The organism is Microbacterium sp. NPDC056057, assembly GCF_042266945.1.
GTDB classification, from domain to species: Bacteria; Actinomycetota; Actinomycetes; order Actinomycetales; family Microbacteriaceae; genus Microbacterium; species Microbacterium trichothecenolyticum_C.
This window is the reverse complement of the sequence record NZ_JBHJWS010000001.1, coordinates 1,487,503-1,507,421: the sequence shown is the minus strand read 5'-3', so window position 1 is coordinate 1,507,421 and position 19,919 is coordinate 1,487,503. Positions and strand designations below refer to the sequence as shown.

The following is a 19,919-nucleotide window of genomic DNA, read 5'->3' as shown; positions in this document are numbered from 1 at the left end:
CGGGTCGACCATCGGGGGTCGACGCGTCCCGGCCGCCGACGACCGGGACGGAAAGGATCTGCAATGAGGCACGCACGCGTGCGAAGAGCGGTCGCCGGGCTGACGGCACTGGCACTGGGGGTCACGGGCGCCGTCGCGGCGACCCAGCCCGCGCTGGCCGCAGAGCCCCACCTGGTCGCGCACTATCTGCTGGACGAGACCTCCGGCACCGTGGCGACGGATGCCTCGGGGTCGGGGAAGAACGCCACCTACGTCGGTGGGCCTACGCTCACCGGTGGCGAAGGCGTACGACTGGACGGCACCGACGACCACATCAGACTGCCGAACAACTTCCTCGCGGGACTGGACTCGATCAGCGTGAGCGCCGACGTGCTCGTGCGCGCCTCCCAGGCCACCGCGTACTTCATCTACGGGTTCGGCAACACCGACGGCTCGGGAGTCGGCAACGGGTACCTGTACTCCACCGGCAACACCTACAAGACCTCGATCGCGACGGGCAACTGGACGACGGAGCAGACCGTCAACAGCAACGCGAATCTGACGCGCGACGTCTGGAAGACCATCACCTACACGCTCGACGACGCGACCGACACGGCCCGCGTGTATCTCGACGGCGTCCAGGTCGGTCAGAGCACCGGCATCACGACCAAGCCGAGCGCCATCGGCGGCGGCGTCACGACGGCCAACTACCTCGGCCGCTCCGTCTACAACGCCGACAAGTACCTCGCGGGGAGCCTGCGCAACGTGCGGATCTACGACTCCGCGCTGACGGCGACCGAGGTCGCCGCGCTCGCGCCGACCGACGCGACGCGCGTACAGCGCGACGCGGCGTCCCTCTCGCTCGGAGACCTCACCGCTGTCACCGCGAACCTCACGCTCCCGTCGACGGCGGCGAACGGATCGAGCGTGACCTGGGCGACGAGCAACGCCGGTGTCATCTCCGCGACCGGCGGCGTGACGCGTCCGGCCGCCGGCCAACAGCCCGCCGCCGTCACGCTGACGGCGACCGTCACCCGCGCGGGCTCGACGCAGACCAGGCAGTTCGCTGCGACCGTGCTCCCGCAGCCGGGCAGTGAGGCACTCGCCCAGGCGGACCTCGACGCGGTCGTGATCCCCAACGCGACCGATATCCGCGGCAACATCACGCTGCCGGCGTCGGGCCCCGAGAACGGCAGCGCCATCACGTGGACGGCCTCGCCTGCCGGCGTCATCACGACGACGGCGCAGGGCGGCAAGGCGGCCGGCGTCGTCACCCGCGGCACCACCGACACCGCCGTCACCCTCACGGCGACGGTCCCCGGATCGGGCGTGCAGCGCGCGATCTCCGTGACCGTCAAGGCCGCGCCGGCGGGCCTCGACAAGGACTACTCGGCCGGCTACCTGTGGACGCACTTCGCGACCAACGGCGGCTACGAGAAGATCTTCTACGGCTACAGCGAAGACGGCCTGCACTGGGACAAGCTCAACGACAACCAGCCGATCCTCGCGAACCTCGCCGGCGACCTCGGCGTGCGCGACCCGCATCTCGTGCGCTCTCCCGAGGGCGACAAGTACTGGATCATCGGCACCGACCTCCACGCCGAGGGCGGTGGGGCCGGAGGTTCGGGTTGGGATCAGCTGAACGCCAGTCAGAACATCGTGGTGTGGGAGTCGACCGACCTCGTGAACTGGAGCGACCAGCGCATCGTGTTCGCCGGGTTCGACAAGGCGGGCTGCGTGTGGGCGCCCGAGGCGATCTACAACGAGGCGACCGGCGAGTACTACGTGTACTGGTCCGCCCGCGACAAGGTCGACAACGGCACGAACGACTGGGCGCTGCGCGTCTACCTCACCAAGACCCGTGACTTCACGACGTTCACGACGCCGGAGATCTGGCTCTCGCTGAACGCCAAGGGCGACGGCGTCACCGGCCCGAACATCATCGACACGACCATCGCGAAGGAAGGTGACACCTACTACCGCTTCTCGACCTCGGACTGGCACACGGTCGTCGACACCGCCCCGAGCCTGGACGGGCCCTGGACCACGGTCATCGCCCGCGGCGAGGCCGCAGCGCACGGTCTGCGCACCTCGATGGAGGGTCTCACGGTCTATCAGCTCCCCGACGGGCGGTGGTCGGTCATGGGCGACCAGAGCGGCTACTACGCGCAGACCGCCGACACGCTCGCCAGCCTGCAGTTCACGCAGCTGAGCGCAGGATCGGGCGCGAACCAGTACTCGTTCGATCAGGCCTTCCGCCACGGCTCGGTGCTGCGGCTGTCGGCCGCCGAAGAGGAGCGACTGCTCGCCGCCTACGGCGACGAGCCGGTCGACCCGACGGATCCGGAGGAGCCCCAGCAGGAGCCGATCGCGAAGTACACCTTCGACGACGGCACGCTGAAGGACTCGATCGGCACGGCGAACCTGACGGCGTCGGGCACGGCGGCGGTGGCGACGGATGCCGTCAAGGGCAAGGCGCTCAAGCTCGACGGGTCGACGAACGGGTTCGCGTCGTTCCCGACCGGCTTCTTCGACGGGCGCGACACCATGACCGTGTCGATGGACGTCAAGTCGGAGAAGACCAGCGGGAACTTCTTCACGTTCGCTCTCGGAAAGGACTCGAACAAGTACTACTTCCTACGCGTTCGCGGAGGTGATGTGCGCAGCGCCATCACGCAGGCCACGTACACGTCGGAGTCCGCGGTGACGGGGTCGGTGACGTCGGGCCAGTGGCACCACATCGACGTCGTGTTCGAAGGCACCACGATGACGGTGTACTCCGACGGCATCCGGATGGGGCAGAACACCGCGCTGAACACCAAGGTCAGTGACCTCGGCACGAGCCTTGCCGCGTACCTCGGCAAGTCGTTCTACTCCGCGGACGGCTACTTCCAGGGCTGGTACGACAACGTGAGCGTCTACAACCGCGCACTGTCTCAGGCCGAGGTGCTCGCGAACGCGGGTGTCACCGACCAGCTCCTCGACGTGTCGCTCGCGAACGCCGATGCGCTCAAGGTCGCGCCGATCGTCGACGCCACGGCCCACTCGGTCGTGCTGCCCGTGAAGAAGGGGACGGATGTCTCGGCACTCGCCCCGACGTTCTCGACGGTTCCGGGAGCCACCGTCTCGCCCGCCTCGGGCACGACGGTCGACCTCACCCAGCCCGTCGAGTACACGCTCACGAAGCCGGACGGAACGACGGCCACATGGAAGATCGAAGCTCGCATCGTGAACAGCCCGGTGCTGCCGGGGTTCTACGCCGACCCGAACATCGCGGTGTTCGGCGACACGTACTACATCTACGCGACGACCGACGGCCTGGCCGGCTGGGGTGGCAACACGTTCTACACGTGGAAGTCGAAGGACCTCGTCAACTGGGAGCGGGCGGCGCAGCCGTTCCTCACCCTCGACGGCGTGAACGGCAACGTGCCGTGGGCGTCCGGCAACGCCTGGGCGCCGACGGTCATCGAGCGTGACGGGAAGTACTACTTCTACTTCAGCGGCCACAACCCGACGTACAACCGCAAGACGATCGGCGTCGCGGTGGCCGACAGCCCCGAGGGCCCGTTCATCGCCCAGCCGACGGCGATGATCCTCAACAACGAAGCCGTCACGTCGGGCCAGGCGATCGACCCGGCCGCATTCCACGATCCGGTCACCGGCAAGTGGTACCTGGGATGGGGCAACGGCAGCGCGACGAGCGGTCCGGTGCTGGCCGAGCTGAACGACGACATGGTGTCGATCAAGCCGGGCACGTACCAGCGGATCAGCGGTCTGACGGACTTCCGCGAGGGCGTCTTCTTCAACTACCGCAACGGGCTGTACCACCTCACCTACGCGATCGACGACACCGGGTCGGAGAACTACCGCGTCGGCTACGCCACCGCGACCAGCATGAACGGTCCGTGGACGTACCGCGGCGTGATCCTGCAGAAGAACCTGGCGCTCGGCATCAAGGGCACCGGTCACAGCTCGATCATCAACGTCCCGGGCACCGACGACTGGTACATCGCGTACCACCGGTTCGGAATGCCCGGTGGCGACGGCACACACCGTGAGACGACGATCGACAAGCTCGAGTTCGGTGCGGACGGCCTCATCAAGCCGGTCACGCCGACCCTCGAGAGCGTGCCGGCGCAGACGGTCCCCTCGCAGGGACCGGAGGTGTCGGGCGTCGCGAGTACGCGCTGCGTCGCGGGGAAGGTCTACCTCGCGGTGCAGACGACCAACCTCGACGACGTGCCGATCACGGTGGAGATCGTGTCGGAGTACGGGTCGAAGACCGTGGCGAACCTGCAGCCGGGCAAGACCACGGCGCAGAGCTTCGCGACGCGGCTCGTCTCGGCCGAGGTCGGCAGCGTGACGGTGACCGCGAGGGTCGCCGGCGAGGAGGCATCCACCGTGGTGCATCCCGCGTACGCCGTGCAGTCCTGCGGCTGACTCACCGAACGGAGGAGCCCCTCGGCCGTAGCCGGGGGGCTCCTCCGTTCGCGTGAGCGTTCAGCCTCCGGCGGCGAGCTCCTTGGCGCGGGCGAGGGCCGCGTCCGTCGCCTCGGCGAACACGTCGTCGAGGCGAGCGTCCTGGAGGACCGCGATGGCCCGCTCGGTCGTACCCTTCGGGCTGGTCACGCGCCGGCGCAGCTCCGCGGGATCGTCACCGGATGCCTCGAGCAGCGCCGCGGCGCCGATGAAGGTCTGCTCCGCCATGAGCCGCGCCTCGGGCTGGGCGAAGCCCTTGCCGACCGCGGCCTTCGTGAACTCCTCCACCAGCAGGAAGAAGTATGCCGGACCCGAGCCCGAGATCGTGGACAGCGCGTCGATCTGCGACTCGGGCACTTCGACGACGGTGCCGACGGTCTCGAACAGCCGGCGGACTGTGGCGACCGCGGTGTCGTCGGCGTGCGAGCCCGCCGCGAGCCCCGTGACGCCGCGACCGACGAGGGCGGGGGTGTTCGGCATCGAGCGCAGCACGGCGACGCCAGCACCCAGGATCTCCTCGAACGTCGCGATCGTGACACCCGCTGCGAGGCTCACCACGATGGTGCCCGGCTGCAGCGCCGGCGCGATCTCGCGCAGCAGGTCCGGCACCATGACCGGCTTGACGCCCAGGAGCACGACGCCCGCGGCGGCCGCGGCATCCGTGTTCCCCGCCGGATGCGCCTCGAGCGCCACGCTCGTCACGCCCGCGAGACCGTCGAGCTCGGCAGCCTTGGCGAGGGAGCGGTTCGTCGTCGTCACTCCCCCGGCCGCGAGCCCGGAGCGCGACAGGCCCCGGGCGATCGCGCCCCCCATCGAGCCGGCGCCGAGGATCGCGATGGGCGGGAGGGCGGGGGTGTCTGCAGCCATGGGTCCGATCCTACGAGCCGCCCGGTAACTCCGCCCTCGCTATCTATCGGTATTGACTTATATAAGTTTCCGCGCAATCATGAGTCTGTGCACGCGCTCGACATCCTCGGAGACCCGGTGCGCCGGCGCATCCTCGAACTCCTGGCGGAGGGCGAGCGCAGCGCCGGCGAGATCGGCGAGACGGTGCAGCGCGAATTCGGCATCTCGCAGCCCGCGGTGTCGCAGCACCTGCGGGTGCTGCGCGAGTCGGGCTTCGCGACCGTGCGGCCGGAGGGCGCCCGCCGCCTCTACGCGATCGCGCCGGAGCCGCTCGAGAACGCCGCGGCCTGGTTCGACCCGTTCCGGCGGTTCTGGCAGCCGCATCTCGACGCCCTCGGCACCGAGCTCGCCCGCGGTCGCCGCGCTCGGCGTCTCGCCGAACAGGACACCGCCGGCGACACCGAAGACTCAGACACCGACGACACCGACACGATCGAACCCCAGGAGGAATGACATGGTCGACGTACAGAGCCAGCTCGCCGCGGTGAGCCGCGAGATCGCCAGCGAAGAGGTCGACGGCTTCCCGTCGCGCGTGCAGACGCTCGCGCAGACCTATCCGTCCCCCATCGACGACGTGTGGGATGCCGTCACCAGTGCGGACCGGATCGCCCGATGGTTCCAGCCGATCTCCGGAGACCTCATGCTCGGCGGCCGCTACCAGATCGAGGGCAATGCCGGCGGCGAGGTCCAGGAGTGCGCGCCTCCCGCAGGCGGCGCCGCGCACTACAAGGCGACGTGGGAGTACGGCGGGGGCGTGACGTGGCTCACGGTGCGGCTCACCGCCGAGGGGGACGAGGCGACCCGCTTCGAGCTGGAGCACATCGCCCGCACCGACGACGTCCCCGCCGAGTTCTGGGACCTCTACGGCCCCGGCGCCACCGGTGTCGGCTGGGACGGCGGCCTGCTCGGACTCGGCCTGCACCTCACCGGTGGCGGCGGGCCGAAGCCCGAGGACGCCGAGGCGTGGGCGTTCACGGACGAGGGTCGCGCGTTCTATCGCGGCGCCGCCGACGCGTGGGGTGCCGCGCACGCCGCCGATGGCGCCGACCCCGCCGCCGCCGCGCGTGCCGCCGACCACACGTACGCCTTCTACACCGGCCAGACCCCGCCGTCCACACAGGAGTGACCGGATGGCCCGGGGCCGCGGCATCCGGAACATGAAACCCGATTCACAAGAACTGACGGCCGGTCTATTCTCATGAGTGGGCGGGGGCGCAGAGGCTCCCGCAGGATGTGGGAGGCACCCGGAATGACCCTCTTCGACGGCATCGCCGCACGCAGCGTCGAAACGCCCGGCCTGACGGTGAACGTGCTGGAACGCACCGGCGACGACCCTGCGACTCCGCCGGAGCGCACGGTGGTGTTCATCCACGGCAACGTGTCGTCGTCGCTGTTCTGGCAGGAGATGATGCAGGACCTGCCCCACGACCTGCGGGTTCTCGCGATCGACCTGCGGGGTTTCGGTGGAACGGAACACGCACCCATCGACGCGACGCGCGGGGTTCGCGACTTCAGCGACGACGTGCGCGCGACGCTTGAGGCTCTCGGAATCGCGAGCGCGCACCTCGTCGGCTGGTCGATGGGGGGCGGCGTCGTGATGCAGTACGCGCTCGACCACGGCGCGCTCAGCCTCACCCTCCAGGCGCCCGTGTCGCCGTACGGTTTCGGCGGCACCCGCCGCGACGGCTCGCGCCTCACCGATGACGATGCGGGGTGCGGCGGTGGCGGTGCGAACCCGGACTTCGTCCAACGCCTGATCGACCACGACGAGACGGACGAGGCGCCGACCTCGCCCCGCAACGTCTTCCGCTCCGGCTACGTCGCACCCGGGTATCAGACCGACAACGAGGACCTCTGGGTCGAGTCGATGCTCACGACCTCGACGGCGACCGGCAACTACCCCGGTGACATGGTGTCGAGTGAGAACTGGCCCGGCTTCGGCGCCGGCGACCTCGGGGTGCTCAACACCATGACCCCCGGCCACTTCGACGTGTCGAGCATCGTCGATCTCGCCGAGAAGCCGCCGATCCTGTGGATCCACGGCACCGCCGACGCGATCGTCTCAGACGCGTCCTTCTACGACTTCAACCACCTCGGAAAGCTCGGCATCGTCCCCGGCTGGCCCGGCGACGACGTCGCGCCGCCGCAGGAGATGGTGTCGCAGACGCGCGACGTCCTGGCCCGCTACTCCGACGCCGGCGGCGAGGTCACCGAGATCGCCCTCGACGGCGCCGGGCACTCGCCGCACCTGGAGCGGCCGGCCGAGTTCCGCCACGCGCTGCTCGAGGTCATCGGGTACGTCGGGCACCCGCACGATCCCGCCCCGCCGACCGAGGCGATCATCCTGCGCTCGTCCGACTGAGACAGGGCGGTCACCGACGCGCAAGGGGTGCGGAGCGCGGGTCGCAGCATCCGTAGACTCATCCGCATGAGTGCTTCCGGCGGCGGCAAGGCGATCCTCGCGGCGTTCCTGGCCAACATGGGCATCGCCCTGGCGAAGTTCATCGCGTGGTTCCTGTCGGGCTCGGCGTCGATGCTCGCCGAGGCCATCCACTCGGTCGCCGATTCGGGCAACCAGCTGCTGCTCATGCTCGGCGGCCGCCAGGCGAAGAAGAAGGCCGACCGCGAGCACCCCTTCGGCTACGGCCGTGAGCGGTACGTGTACGCCTTCGTCGTCTCGATCATCCTGTTCTCGGTCGGCGGCCTCTTCTCGATCTACGAGGGCATCGACAAGCTCACGCACCCGCACGAGCTCGAGAACGCGTGGATCCCGATCACGGTGCTCGTCGTCGCGATCGTGCTCGAGTCGTTCTCGCTGCGCACGGCCGTCAAGGAGAGCAACCACATCCGGGCGAAAGGCCAGTCGTGGGTCTCGTTCGTGCGGCACGCCAAGGCTCCCGAGCTCCCGGTCGTGCTGCTCGAAGACATCGCGGCGCTCACCGGCCTTGTGTTCGCACTGTTCGGCGTCGGCCTGACGGTGATCACGCACAACTCCGTGTTCGACGCGATCGGCACGCTCATGATCGGCACGCTGCTGATCCTCGTGGCCATCACGCTCGGCATCGAGACCAAGAGCCTCCTCGTCGGCGAGGGTGCGACCGATGCCGATCACGACCGCATCGTGGACGCCATCAACGACGGGCCCGAGGTCGAGAAGATCATCCACATCAAGACGCTCTACCTCGGCCCCGACGAGCTCCTCGTCGCGGCGAAGCTCGGCTTCGCGTCGGATGCGCCGCTCGTCCACGTCGCGTCCGACATCGACCGCGTCGAGGCTCGCGTGCGCGCGGCGGTGCCGGCGGCGCGCATCATCTACTTCGAGCCCGACGTCTACCGGCCCGGTGACGACGCGACGCCGCCCACGTCGGAGTTCGTCATCAAGTCGGCCGACTGACCGCTCGACAGGCTCAGCGACCGCCATGGAATACTGCATCTTCACCGAGCCCCAGCAGGGCGCGAGCTACGACGACCAGCTCGCTTTCGCGCAGGCGGCCGAGCGTCTCGGCTTCGACGGCTTCTTCCGCTCCGACCACTACCTGCACATGGGCGACGGCGACGGGCTTCCCGGTCCCACCGACGCGTGGACCACGCTGGCAGGACTCGCCCGCGAGACCTCCCGCATCCGCCTGGGCACGCTCGTGTCGTCGGTGACGTACCGGGTTCCGGGGCTGCTGGCGATCCAGGTGGCTCAGGTCGATGCGATGTCGGGCGGCCGCGTCGAGCTCGGCCTCGGCACGGGGTGGTTCGGTCGCGAGCACGAGGCCTACGGCATCCCGTTCCCAGCCAAGCGGTTCGGGCTCCTCGAGGAGCAGCTCGCGATCGTGACCGGACTGTGGTCGACCCCCGTCAGCGAAACCTACAGCTTCGCGGGCGAGCACTACCGACTGGTGGATGCCCCCGCCCTGCCGAAGCCGGTGCAGTCCCGGGTTCCCGTCATCGTGGGCGGCGGCGGGCCGAAGCGCACCCCCGAGCTCGCGGCGCGGTTCGCGACCGAGTTCAACATCGGCTTCAGATCCGAGGCGGAGTCGGCCGAGAAGTTCGCCGGTGTGCGCGCCGCATGCGAGCGCATCGGACGCGACCCCGATTCGCTCAAACTCTCGGTGGCGCTGCCGACGCTGGCCGGGGCATCCGTGTCCGAACTCGACCGGCGTGCCGAGAACCTCGGCCGCACCGTCGACGAACTGCGCGGCGACGTGAACATCGTCGGCACCCGCGACGAGATCGTTGCGAAGGTCGAGCGGCTGGTGGCGATCGGCGCGCAGCGCGTCTACTTCCAGATCATGGACCTGCAGGACGTCTCACACGTCGAGTACCTCGGCGAGGTGCTCCCCCACCTCCCCCGCTGACGCTCAGGGCAGGGCCCATTCCTCGGGGCTGAAGAGCATCACGAAGCCCCCGTCGGCGAAGTGGGCGATGTCAGCCGCTGCGGCCTGCCCTTCGGGCGAGCCGAGCGCCGCCAACGCCGAGTCCCGGGATTCGAAGAGGAGTTCGCCCATCACGTAGAACTCCGGAGCGGTCCCGTCGAGCGAGTCGGTGCGCCCCGCGCTGAGTCGGACCAGCCCGGGGATCCGAGCGGCGATGGGCATGTGGGTGTTCCGGTAATACTCGTCGAAGGCCGCCGGATCGGCGGGGTGCCGGTATCCGACATTGATGCGATAGGTCACGTGGATTGCCCCCTGCCTCGTGGGGGTGCAGGATCCCGGAGTCGGGTCCGGCACTTCCCGGTGAGTTGTGCCCCGTAACCGCTGATTGTGGCCCCAGGTCGACGCGCGCGCCAGAGGGTGCCCGTCGACGTCGGCGTCTGCGCGCGCGATCAGCTCGGCGAGCGGAGCTAAACCGGCAGGCGGTAGGACGGCAGGCCGCGACGACGGATGAGCCACTCGGCGAAGACGAGATTCGGGAGCCAGCAGAGGAACGGCACCGCGGCGTAGGCGTTCGCGAAGGCGGAGTCGAGTTCCCACGGCTGCCCGAGGAGGAGCGGCGCCATCAGCAGCAACGGCAGCCAGATGCGCAGCATGACGCCGGAGTACGTCAATGCGTAGTTGCGGATCATCCAGGCCTGGTGGCTGGGCACGTCGCGGCGGCGGATCGCACGGTATGCACGCCAGCCGGTGAGGAGCCACAGCACCGCGAGCGCGCCGAATCCGAAGAAGCCGACATAGCCGGCGGGACTCGAAGGCGCGATGATGAGGCCGCCGACCGCGCCGATCCCGACCGCGACCAGGTAGACGCGACCGATCCAGCGGTGCACGCGCGGAGCGCGGGTGCGCAGGCCGCGCCAGAACTGCAGCGGTCCGGTGACGAGCGCCGTCGCTCCGCCGACGATGTGGACGTAGAGGGCTCCCTGGACGAACGGGTGCACCGCCGCGTAGGTCGGGGCGAGCCCCACGTCCTGCCCGGCGAGGTCGGCCAGCGACGCGGTGAAGTACGGCACGGCGGAGTATGCGACGATCGCGAGCGCCGTCAGCAGGACGAACGTCCAGCCGACGCGGGAGCGGATACCGCCCGGCCGTGCGACGGCGGGCGCGGTCCGGACGGGTTCGATGAGGCGAGTCATGGCCGTCACGCTAGGCCCGCAGCCGAGCGGCCCAGCAGGGTGCTGTCCCCCGGATGATGAGGGGCTGACCCCCCGTTTCACCGGCGGGCCGCGGCCTCGCGCAGTAGTCGGGTGCGGTCGCGGGCTTCTGAGAGACGCGACCTTCGCACCGTGCGGTCTCCGAATCTGATGATTGCGAGTTTCGAACATTTGTTCTATACTGGGTCTATGTCGCAGATGCCTCCTCCACCCGAGAGCGAGGCCGGCGCGTGGGCATTCGAAACGCCTGCGGAGGACCGCATCCCGCCGATCCCGGACGCGGTGGATCTGGTGGTGGAGACCGCGACGATGATGTCGGTGTTCGCCGCCGAGCGGCTGATCCGGATCGACGCGATGCGGCGTGAACTGCTGCGTGAGGCGACCGGCCGGGGCGATGGAGTGCGCGACATCGTGGAGCGGTCGATCCGGCTCGAGCTCGCGGCGGCGATGCGCGTCACCGAGTACGCCGCCGGGCGGCTGATCGCACAAGCCGAGGCGCTGGTGCGGCGCTGTTGGTCCGCACTCGATGCGCTCGGTGCCGGCCGTATCACCGAGAAGCACGCCGAGATCATCGCGGACCTCCTCGACGAGGCGCCGCCGGAGCTGCGGGAGAGGCTGCTCGAACGCGCGGTTCCGCTGGCCGAATCGGAGCCGGTGGGCACCTTCCGGCGGGCGCTGCGCACCCTGATCGAGACCGCCCAGGCGACGACCCTGGAGGAACGGCACCAGCACGCGATCCGAGCGCGGCGCATCGTCGTCGAGCGCGGGCAGGATGGCATGGCCGGGCTGTGGATCTTCGCGCCCGAGGTCGAGATCCACGCGATCCACGGCCGTCTCACCCGGATGGCGAAAGCGATCGCACGCGTCGCCGGCGAGAACCGCACCCTCGATCAGCTGCGCGCCGACGTCGCGACAGACCTGCTCGTCGACGGCGCTACCGACCACCTGCCTGCGGAGGCGTCCGGCATCCGCGCGCAGGTCGTCGTCACCGTCCCGGTGCTCGCCCTGCTCGACGACGAGTACGCCAGCGCCGGCGACCCGCCGCTGGTGGAGGGCGTCGGCCCGATCCCACTGTCGAAGGCCCGCGAACTCTGCGGCGGCGACAGCCGGTGGATGCGGGTGCTCACCCACCCCGAGACCGGAATGGTGCTCTCGGTCGGCCGCGACAGTTATCCGCCTCCAGCCCCGTTGAAGAGACTCGTCAGATGGCGCGCCGACCGATGTATGGGCCCCGGGTGTTCGATGCCCGCATCCCGCTGCGAGATCGACCACCAGATCCGCTGGGCCGACGACGGCGAGACCTGCCTCGACAACACCCTCCCGTTCTGCAAAGGACACCACCTCGTCAAAGACAACACCGACTGGCAGGTCCGCCAGCTTGAAGGCTCCGGCGGCGCCGTGGCCTGGACATCCCCCACTGGGCGACGCTACGTCGTGAAACCCGAACGCAAGGTGCCCACCTTGACGGTGCGACCCTCTGCGAGCCCGGATGTCGTCGAGCGGCTGACCGCCGAGGCTCCGTTCTGACGACGACGCGCCCGACTGAAGCTGGAGCGCCATGATGATCACCAGGGCTCGAGCACGCCCGCGCAGCAAGATCTAGATGCCCCGAGGATCCCCGTATCAGCGGCGCGCGTCGAAGAAGCTGCGCAGGAGAGCGGATGCGGCGTCCTCGCGCACGCCCGCGACGACCTCTGCCCGATAGGGCAGGCGCCGGTCGCGCACGACGTCGTACACCGAGCCCGCGGCGCCGGCCTTCTCGTCCCAGGCGCCGAAGACGAGCCGCGAGATGCGCGACTGGAGCACCGCGCCCGCGCACATCACACAGGGCTCGAGGGTCACGACGAGCGTGCATCCCTCGAGGTTCCAGGTGCCGCGGGCGGCTGCCGCCGCGCGAAGAGCCACCACTTCTGCGTGCGCGGTCGGATCGTGCAGGGCCTCGCGGAGGTTGCGGCCCTCGCCGATCACGGTGCCGGCAGCATCCGTCACCACCGCCCCCACGGGTACGTCCCCGGCCTCCCCCGCGGCCAGGGCGAGCGCGAGCGCGCGGTCCATCGCGGCAAGGTCGGCGGGGGCGGGAAGCACAGCACGAGCGTAGCCGCCCGCGAAGAACTCGCCCCGGGTTCGGGCACCGCGACGCACTAACCTGTCTCTATGCGCCTGCACGTCGCCGACCACCCCCTCATCACCCACAAGCTCACGGTGCTGCGCGACCAGCGCACCCCGTCGCCGGTGTTCCGCCAGCTCACCGAGGAACTCGTGACGCTGCTCGCCTACGAGGCGACCCGCAACGTCCGCGTCGCGCCGATCGAGATCCAGACGCCCGTGACGACGACGACCGGCGTCCGTATCGACGAGCCACGCCCCCTCGTCGTGCCGATCCTCCGTGCGGGGCTCGGCATGCTCGAGGGCATGGTCAAGCTCATCCCGACCGCAGAGGTCGGCTTCCTCGGCATGGCGCGCAACGAAGAGACCCTCGAGCCCACGACATACGCCGAGCGCCTGCCCAACGATCTGAGCGATCGCCAGTGCTTCGTGCTCGACCCGATGCTCGCCACCGGCGGCTCGCTGGGCGCGGCCATCGAGTTCCTGTTCGACCGCGGCGCGCAGGACGTCACCGCGATCTGCATCCTGGGCGCTCCCGAGGGCGTCGCGGCGATCGAGAAGCAGGTCGCCGGCCGCGACGTCACCCTCGTGCTGGGTGCGCTCGACGAGCGTCTCAACGAGAAGGGCTACATCGTGCCCGGGCTCGGCGACGCCGGCGACCGGCTTTACGGCACGGTCTGACCCGCGACATCCGCACGATCACACGATCGGCACGCGGCGCACATCCGACGCCACGGCGACCTCGGAGGTCGTCGCACCGCGACCGACCACGGCGACCGGTGTGAACGGGCGACCGTTGAATCGCGTCGCGGTGACCGTCGTGTACGCACCCATCGTCGGACTCACCAGCAGGTCGCCGACCGCCAGGTCGGGCAGCAGCACCTCGCGCGCGATCACGTCCGACGAATCGCAGGTCGGGCCCCCGAGGGTCGCCCAGCGATGGTTCGCCGCATCTCGCCGACCGGTGAGGTCTCGCTCGGCGAACACGAGCGGGTGCACGTCCTCGGTGAGCACGTTCGAGTACGAGCCGTAGAGCCCGTCGTCCAGGTAGTACCAGCGACCGTCGCTGCGCTCGGCGACGCCCACGACGCTCGTGACCAGGGTCATCGCGTCGGCCACCATCACCCGGCCGGGCTCGGCGATGATGTCGAGCCGCCGCGCGTGCGGCTCCAGCACCGGACGGAGCACTGCGGCGACGTCTTCGACGGCCGCCGACTCGGAGTCGTACGACGCCGGAAAGCCGCCGCCGATGTCGAGGGTGTCGAACTGCACGTTGAGGCGCCGCTCGAGGATGCCCATGAGCTCGAGCGTGTCGGCGGCCGCCGTCGCGAAGCGGGCCGGGTCGTCCAGCTGGCTGCCCACGTGATAGCTGAAGCCGGCGACCGTGATGCCCGCGGCGTGCGCCCGCTCGACGAGATGCGCCGCCTCGAACGGCCCGACCCCGAACTTGCTCGACAGGTCGCTCTTCGCGTGCGGGCTGCGGTAGGCGAGACGCACCAGCAGTCGTGTGTCGCTCGGCGCGCCACGGAACTTCTCGATCTCGACGTCGTTGTCGACCACGAAGGTGCGGACCCCCGCGGCCAGCGCCTCGGCGATCTCGGCGGGCTTCTTGATCGGGTGCGTGTGGATGATGCGGGATGCCGCGACACCGCGTCGCGTCAGCATCGACAGCTCCTCGCCGGTCGCGACGTCGAACCCGCAGCCCGCGTCGCCGAGGACGTCGAGCACGGCGTCGTGGGCAAGCGCCTTGACCGCGTAGTGGAACCCGACGAACGGCAGTGCGTTGCGCAGGTGGCGGTACTGCCGGCGCACGCGCTCCGGGTCGAGCAGCAGCAGCGGTGTACCGTGCAGCGCGATGGCCGCGCGAGCCGCCACGGACGACAGCAGAGCGGATGCCTCGGCCCGACGTCGGCTCTCGAGCGCCCGGGTCGTGCGGGGTTCACGTCGGAGGGCCGCGAGATTCACGTCGCCACCTCCTTCAGGACCGCGGGGCGACGTGCGTCGCGCAGGCCGGTCTTGGCGGTGACGGTGAAGGCGCCGGCGGCGACCGCGTAGAACACGATGTCGGCGGCGATCTTGCCGGCGAGCATGCCCCACAGCGGATCGGGGATGAGCCACACGCCGAGCATCAGTGCCGCCGGGCGCACCAGGAAGGTGTCGAGCAGCTCGGCCGCGCCGAACTCCGCCACCAGCAGCACCGCGGTGCGGCCGACAGCCCGCCGGCGTGTCGCCGAAGCGGGCGCCTGCTCGATGTAGATCGTGATCGCGAGCACCGCATAGAAGCCGAGGATCTCGCCGAGGAGGGCCGCCACGGCGATGAGCGGTGCCGCGTCGGTCCAGAGGGTGGCGAGGAGTCCCCCGACCACCATCGCGGCGGTTCCGGCGACTTCGGCGGGCAGGTAGCGGACGATCCAGAAGACGATCCCACGGCGCCGGGGCGCAGCATCCATCGCCGTTTCGGTATGGGCCGCCGGCTCCGGCGTGGTCGCGATCGTCGCGAGCGGCTGGTCGATCGTGGTCATGTCGTCCCCCTCCGTGTGTCAGAGGAGGAAGCACAGGCAGTGATACCGGATATGCGGCGGCGCGGCATCCGCCCCTCGCCGAACGGATACCGCGCCTCTGCGCTTTTTACGACGCGTGGCAAGGTTACGTGGCGAGAATATTTCGCCCAAAGGGGTTGACTTTGGCCTTGTCGTCCGTCTAGCGGCTCACCTCTCGGACGCGCCTCCCGGGCACCGCCTCAATCGCCGAGCGGGGGCTCCTGCGGGTTGCGACGACCGGTTTCCCGCTCCCAGAACTCCAGCTGCTGGGTCAGCGCCTTCGCGAGCTCGAACACCTGGTCGGGTGGGATGCGGATGCGGCTGACGACGCGCGCCGGGACGACCGTGTGGCGCTGGCCGGTCTCGGCGTCGACCTGCTCGCGCGGCGGCTGCGCGAGGGTGAGGAAGTCCATCACGAACACCGTCGGCGTGTGCCACACGTTCGCGAAGTCGGCGTAGTTGCCGCCGATGAGCTCGGGCGGAAGGTCGATCTCGAACTGCTGCGCGGCGTCGTCGGCCATGCGGGCTCCTGTTCGGGCGGGTGTCTCGTCCCTGACCGGTGCGAGACGCTCGGGGCTGTGGTGTGCGACGTGTTCGACTGTGAGCGCGAGTCTACGCGGGCCTCAGGCCCGGCCGACCAGCCGCGCAAAACCGCTCAGACGCGCCACACCTTCGGGGGTGTACGGCAGGTCGTCGAGGAGCCCCGGCGAGTACACGACGTATGCGGTGTGCATCGCGCGCGAGATTGCGACGTTCAGGCGATTGCGCAGCAGCAGGAACTCGAGCCCGCGCGGCGCGTCGCGCCCGCTCGAGGCCGCCAGCGACACGATCGCGACGGCGGCCTCCTTGCCCTGGAACTTGTCGACGGTGCCGACGGGCACATCGGGGAATCCTGCTGCGGCGAGGGCCGCCTCGACCGCGACCTGCTGCGCGTTGTACGGCGTGACGACGATGAGATCCTGCTGCTCGAGCGGCCGCGGCGGCAGCGCGACCGAGGAGCCGTCAGAGTCGTCGGTGGCGGCATCCGTCCACTCCCGGCCGATCAGATCGGTGACGAGGCGGGCGACCTCCGCGGCCTCTTCGAGCGACTGCGTGGCGTTGCCGTGATGACGCAGCGCGATAGGTACGAGGCCCGCGGGGACGCCGTCGAGGCGACGCAGCGCCGTCGAGGGGTGCGCCTCGAGCTCGCCGCGGTACGACAGCGTCGACACGGGCGCCGCGACCTCGGGACGCATACGCCGGGTCTCGGCGAGGAAGTACCCGTACTCGTGCGGGATGACGTCGGCGCCGTCCATGACCCAGCCGAGCGCCGATGTGTCGACGGGGGCGGGGTGCGTGCCCTGACTCACCTGCGGCAGTTGCTGCGGATCGCCGAGCAGCAGCAGCCGGGGAGCGGCGAGCGACACCGCGATCGTCGACGCGAGCGAGAACTGGCCGGCCTCGTCGACCACGAGGAGGTCGAGGCTGCCGCGCGGGACGCGGCCCTCGTGGCTGAAGTCCCACGCGGTGCCGCCGATGACGTAACCGGATGCCTCGTGCTCGGCCGTGAACGCCGCCACGCCGTTCTTGGGCAGCACGGTGAAGGCGTGATCGCCCGTCGCGTCCTTCGGCACCTTGCCCACCTGGACCGCCGGCACCCCCGCCGCGATGACGCGGTCGAGGAGATGCTCGATGGTCGCGTGCCCCTGGGCGACCACGCCGACCTTGTACCCGTGGTCGCGCACGAGCCGGGCGATCACGTGGGAGCCGACGTACGTCTTGCCGGTTCCGGGCGGGCCCTGCACGGCGAGGTAGCTGCGGTCGAGGTCGCGCACAGCGCGCGCGATGGCGTCGACCGCGTCGTCCCCCACCGCGGGAAGGGTTCCCGTGAGGGTGCGCGGCGGACGACGGCACAGGATGTCGGTGGCCGGGTCGGCCGGAAGATCCGGCGCGGCCGCGATGACGGCGTCGGCCCACGCGTCGATCGCCTTCTGCTGGTTGCCGGCGGCGGGCGGCGCCTGCGGGGTGAGCGCGAGGGGCAGGTCGCTCCAGGTCACGCCGTCGACCGCGGTCTCTTCGATCACCGCGCCGTCGTCGAGCACCTCGACGACGGTCACCGACCGGTACGCATGGATCCAACGCGGCGACGCCTCGAACGGGAACGGTGCGGGCAGCTCGTACAGCGCGAACGGGTTCGAGCCCTCGCTCAGCCGTGTGCCGGGGGCGAGGTCGCCCCGGAGCTCGACGATGCGCCGCTCACCGCCCTTGCCGCTCTCGAGGAAGTGCCAGTCCTCCCGTACACGGCTGCGCGCCGGGTCGATGGCCACGACGTCGCGGGTCTCGTCCCACAGCGAGACGGGCTCGCGCAGCCGCAGGAAGTGCGTGGCCCAGAACGACTTCGCCTCGCGCGGGTAGTAGTCGATCGCCGCGGCGCCCAGCCGCAGCGAGCGCGCGGCCACCGAGTCGTCGGGGTGACCGAGGGCGAGCGCGTCGAGCAGCGTCGCGCGCGGCGACGGCTCGTACGCCCGCTCGTCGGGCTCGGGATTCGGTGACGGCACGAGCTTCGCCTCGCGCGCACGGTCGACGAGCCAGTCGCGCAGGCGCCGGGTCGAGACGCAGTCGTAGCGGTTGTAGTCGGCGAGGTCATCGAACACGAGGCCTGCCTCGGCCTCGGCGCCGTCGGCCTGCAGCGCACGCGCCTCGACGTAGCGGACGATCGAGTCGTCGCCCTTCTGCACGTCGCTCGTGCGCACCTCATCGCCCATGTAGAGCGGCTCGAGCTTCTTGATCGAGTACGAGCGGGAGCCGACGCGCAGTGCCCGGCGCACGATCGGGTACAGGTCGACGAACACGCCGTCGCGCAGGAGGCGATCGACGTCGGCCTCGCGCACGCCGTGGCGCGCCGCCATCGCGAGCAGATGCGTCGGCTCGTACGGCGCGTAGTGGTAGATGTGCATGCCGGGGAACTGCTGCCGGCGGAGGTTCACGATGTCGAGGAACGTCTCGAGCGCCCGCTTCTCGTCGGCGAACGAGTGCGCCCAGAGCGCGGTGTACTGCTCGCGGGTGTCGACCCACCCGAACAGGTAGTCGATGCCCCACTGCGTGGGCTCCCCCGGCGTCGGCGGCTCGGTGTGCAGCGGGTCGCCCTCGAAGTCGAAGAACAGGTCGCCGTGGTCGGGCCGCGGAAGCGCGCCGAGCGCCTGAGGCGCGACGACCTCGAACACGGGGATCGGCGGAGCAGGAACGACCACAGGAGCCTCGAGCACGGCGGCCACCGTCGCCTGGGCGACCGACGCGCCGTCCGTTGCGCGCACGCTCTCCGCCATGACGACCTCGTGCGGCACGGGCTTCGGTGCGATGAGCGGCGGAGTGCCCGCCGGGCTCTCGAGCTGCAGGCGCGCCTGCGTGCGCAGCGACGCGAACACATCGGGGTTCATGCCCGCCGGCCCGGCCGGCGCCCCGGCGAGCTGCTCGATCGTCTCGATGCCGGCGGCACGCAGCCGCTCGCGCTGCACGGGGCGCATACCCGCCACGAGGAGCAGATCGCGGGATGCCACGACCTCGGCGTCGCACGTCGCGCAGCGCCCGCACGCGACGACGCCGAGCTCGCCCCGCGGGTCGCCCCACGCGATCGGCTCCCCCGCCGCTCCGAGGTCGAGGCGGCGGTCCGCGATGAGCGCGGCGAGCCGTTCGCGCCGCAGGGCGAACACGGGCAGCAGGTCGTCGACCTCATGCTCGCTGACGCTGCCGTCGCCGAGCAGCAGCTGCACCCGGCCGGAGCGCGCCACCCCGAGGCGGTCGAGCTGGTCGACGTATGCCGCCAGCTGCATGAGAGCGGTCACGCGCGCGTGGCGCGCGAGCTTGGTGTCCTGCACGAGCCAGCGCCCGGCCTCGTCGCGGACGAGGAAGTCCGCGAAGCCGACGAACGACTCCGTCGAGAAGGCGGCCTGGTAGACGACCTCGGCATCCGACGCGAGGGCGGCGTTCGTCTGGGCGACCGCATCGGCGAGGGCCGCAGCATCCGATGATCGCGTCTCGGGGATCTCGACCACGCGATCCCCGTATCGCTCGAGGTAGTCGGCGAGCACGCGGCGCTCGTGCACCGTGCCGAGGCGACCGGCGCGCTCGAGGGTGAGGTCTTCCGGATCTTCCACCGCGGCCACGCGCCCGAGCCGCGCGTCGATCGCGCGCAGCCACGCGAACTCGCACTCGGCGGCGGTCTTCAGATCGCTCGCGCTCCAGACGATCCGGCCTTCGTCCTCGATGTATCGCATACCCCGCCCTTCTCCCCACACCCTCTCCACGCATCGCTTCGCGCTGCGCGGAGCCTCGGGGCGCGTGGGCCCACCTCGACA

The 19,919-nt window shown here is 70.3% G+C and carries 16 protein-coding genes; 8 read left to right on the top strand and 8 right to left on the bottom strand.

Annotation, left to right across the window (positions count from 1 at the left end; translation table 11 throughout):
- Nucleotides 1-63 precede the first annotated feature (63 nt).
- Nucleotides 64-4,419 carry a family 43 glycosylhydrolase gene (locus ACFC1K_RS06375; protein ID WP_375870918.1) on the top strand — a complete coding sequence of 1,452 codons (4,356 nt, stop codon included), beginning with the start codon at nt 64-66 and terminating at the stop codon, nt 4,417-4,419.
- A gap of 60 nt (nt 4,420-4,479) precedes the next feature.
- Here ACFC1K_RS06375 and proC read toward each other — a convergent pair whose 3' ends face one another.
- On the bottom strand, nt 4,480-5,325 hold the full coding sequence (gene proC / locus ACFC1K_RS06370) for a pyrroline-5-carboxylate reductase (protein ID WP_375870917.1): 846 nt from the start codon (nt 5,323-5,325) through the stop codon (nt 4,480-4,482).
- Nucleotides 5,326-5,412: 87 nt separating this feature from the next.
- On the opposite strand from proC, the gene ACFC1K_RS06365 reads away from it, so the two are divergent.
- The 5 genes from ACFC1K_RS06365 to ACFC1K_RS06345 all read left to right on the top strand — a co-directional run bounded on the left by ACFC1K_RS06365 (nt 5,413) and on the right by ACFC1K_RS06345 (nt 9,710).
- On the top strand, nt 5,413-5,817 hold the full coding sequence (locus tag ACFC1K_RS06365; protein ID WP_375870916.1) for an ArsR/SmtB family transcription factor: 405 nt from the start codon (nt 5,413-5,415) through the stop codon (nt 5,815-5,817).
- 1 nt (nt 5,818) lies between these two features.
- Nucleotides 5,819-6,490, top strand: coding sequence for an SRPBCC domain-containing protein (locus ACFC1K_RS06360; RefSeq protein ID WP_375870915.1), 672 nt, complete (start codon nt 5,819-5,821; stop codon nt 6,488-6,490).
- 123 nt (nt 6,491-6,613) lie between these two features.
- Complete coding sequence (locus ACFC1K_RS06355; protein WP_375870914.1) at nt 6,614-7,726, top strand: alpha/beta fold hydrolase; 1,113 nt, start codon at nt 6,614-6,616, stop codon at nt 7,724-7,726.
- A gap of 66 nt (nt 7,727-7,792) precedes the next feature.
- On the top strand, nt 7,793-8,758 hold the full coding sequence (locus tag ACFC1K_RS06350; protein ID WP_375870913.1) for a cation diffusion facilitator family transporter: 966 nt from the start codon (nt 7,793-7,795) through the stop codon (nt 8,756-8,758).
- A 25-nt stretch (nt 8,759-8,783) separates the two neighbouring features.
- Nucleotides 8,784-9,710: an LLM class F420-dependent oxidoreductase gene (locus ACFC1K_RS06345; RefSeq protein ID WP_375870912.1), complete on the top strand. Its 927-nt coding sequence runs from the start codon at nt 8,784-8,786 to the stop codon at nt 9,708-9,710.
- Between the two features lie 3 nt (nt 9,711-9,713).
- Here ACFC1K_RS06345 and ACFC1K_RS06340 read toward each other — a convergent pair whose 3' ends face one another.
- Together ACFC1K_RS06340 and ACFC1K_RS06335 are read right to left on the bottom strand one after the other, a co-directional pair.
- Nucleotides 9,714-10,028, bottom strand: coding sequence for an EthD family reductase (locus tag ACFC1K_RS06340; protein ID WP_375870911.1), 315 nt, complete (start codon nt 10,026-10,028; stop codon nt 9,714-9,716).
- 167 nt (nt 10,029-10,195) lie between these two features.
- Nucleotides 10,196-10,921 carry a DUF2306 domain-containing protein gene (locus tag ACFC1K_RS06335; protein WP_375870910.1) on the bottom strand — a complete coding sequence of 242 codons (726 nt, stop codon included), beginning with the start codon at nt 10,919-10,921 and terminating at the stop codon, nt 10,196-10,198.
- A 330-nt stretch (nt 10,922-11,251) separates the two neighbouring features.
- Between ACFC1K_RS06335 and ACFC1K_RS06330 the strand changes: the two genes are divergently transcribed.
- Nucleotides 11,252-12,466 (top strand): DUF222 domain-containing protein, encoded by a 1,215-nt coding sequence (locus ACFC1K_RS06330; RefSeq protein WP_375871159.1) that lies wholly within the window; start codon nt 11,252-11,254, stop codon nt 12,464-12,466.
- Nucleotides 12,467-12,562: 96 nt separating this feature from the next.
- On the opposite strand, the gene ACFC1K_RS06325 is transcribed toward ACFC1K_RS06330, so the two are convergent.
- Nucleotides 12,563-12,994 carry a nucleoside deaminase gene (locus ACFC1K_RS06325; protein WP_375871158.1) on the bottom strand — a complete coding sequence of 144 codons (432 nt, stop codon included), beginning with the start codon at nt 12,992-12,994 and terminating at the stop codon, nt 12,563-12,565.
- Between the two features lie 99 nt (nt 12,995-13,093).
- Between ACFC1K_RS06325 and upp the strand changes: the two genes are divergently transcribed.
- Entirely contained in the window at nt 13,094-13,726 is a 633-nt protein-coding gene (upp, locus tag ACFC1K_RS06320) for a uracil phosphoribosyltransferase (RefSeq protein ID WP_310285380.1), read from the top strand.
- Nucleotides 13,727-13,744: 18 nt separating this feature from the next.
- On the opposite strand, the gene ACFC1K_RS06315 is transcribed toward upp, so the two are convergent.
- The 4 genes from ACFC1K_RS06315 to ACFC1K_RS06300 form a co-directional block, all read right to left on the bottom strand.
- Nucleotides 13,745-15,010 (bottom strand): type III PLP-dependent enzyme, encoded by a 1,266-nt coding sequence (locus tag ACFC1K_RS06315; RefSeq protein ID WP_375870909.1) that lies wholly within the window; start codon nt 15,008-15,010, stop codon nt 13,745-13,747.
- Nucleotides 15,007-15,567 carry a hypothetical protein gene (locus ACFC1K_RS06310; protein ID WP_375870908.1) on the bottom strand — a complete coding sequence of 187 codons (561 nt, stop codon included), beginning with the start codon at nt 15,565-15,567 and terminating at the stop codon, nt 15,007-15,009. Before ACFC1K_RS06310 ends, ACFC1K_RS06315 begins: the two co-directional genes overlap by 4 nt.
- Before the next feature lie 218 nt (nt 15,568-15,785).
- The gene (locus ACFC1K_RS06305) at nt 15,786-16,106 is read right to left on the bottom strand and encodes a DUF3467 domain-containing protein (RefSeq protein ID WP_310285386.1); all 321 of its coding nucleotides are present in this window, start codon (nt 16,104-16,106) and stop codon (nt 15,786-15,788) included.
- A gap of 102 nt (nt 16,107-16,208) precedes the next feature.
- Nucleotides 16,209-19,838 (bottom strand): TM0106 family RecB-like putative nuclease, encoded by a 3,630-nt coding sequence (locus ACFC1K_RS06300; protein ID WP_375870907.1) that lies wholly within the window; start codon nt 19,836-19,838, stop codon nt 16,209-16,211.
- Nucleotides 19,839-19,919: the final 81 nt, after the last annotated feature.